This is a genomic window from Burkholderia sp. AW49-1 (assembly GCF_053427845.1).
The window spans coordinates 1-416 of record NZ_JBSAXF010000111.1; the positions used below are offsets into that span (position 1 = coordinate 1).

Annotated in this window: 1 pseudogene; it reads right to left on the reverse strand. The window is 65.6% G+C overall.

The window, feature by feature from the left end:
* A pseudogene (locus ACV22W_RS33630) lies at window positions 1–416 on the reverse strand (hypothetical protein); the annotation flags it as partial.

Sequence of the window (416 nt, forward strand, 5' to 3'; positions counted from 1 at the left end):
TTCGCCGACGAGAGGCCAGTCGACGTCGAAGTCGAGAGCGAGGCCACCGAGCTGTTGGTCGAGCTGAGCCCCGTCGACAACGAAGTGATGCCGGTCGACAGCGACGAGATCGCGCTGCTGGATGACGACACCGTCGTCGACAGCGAATCCACGATGGAATTGGTCGCGAAGAGTTGGGAGCCGTTGATCGCGTCCGTGCTGGTCGCCGTGATTTGGCCTGCCGCGACATTGGTGATTTGACGCGTGGTGCCCGTGCTCGCATTGCCGACGCTTACCACGCTGCTCGGATTGCCGCCCGCGAACGTGGTGGTCACGCCGCCGACGGTACCCGTCGGCGTCGGGTTGGGCGCTTGGGTGACGGAGCCGCTGCCGAGTGCGACGTCGCCGGCGTTGTTGGCGATGGCATTCGGGCCGAT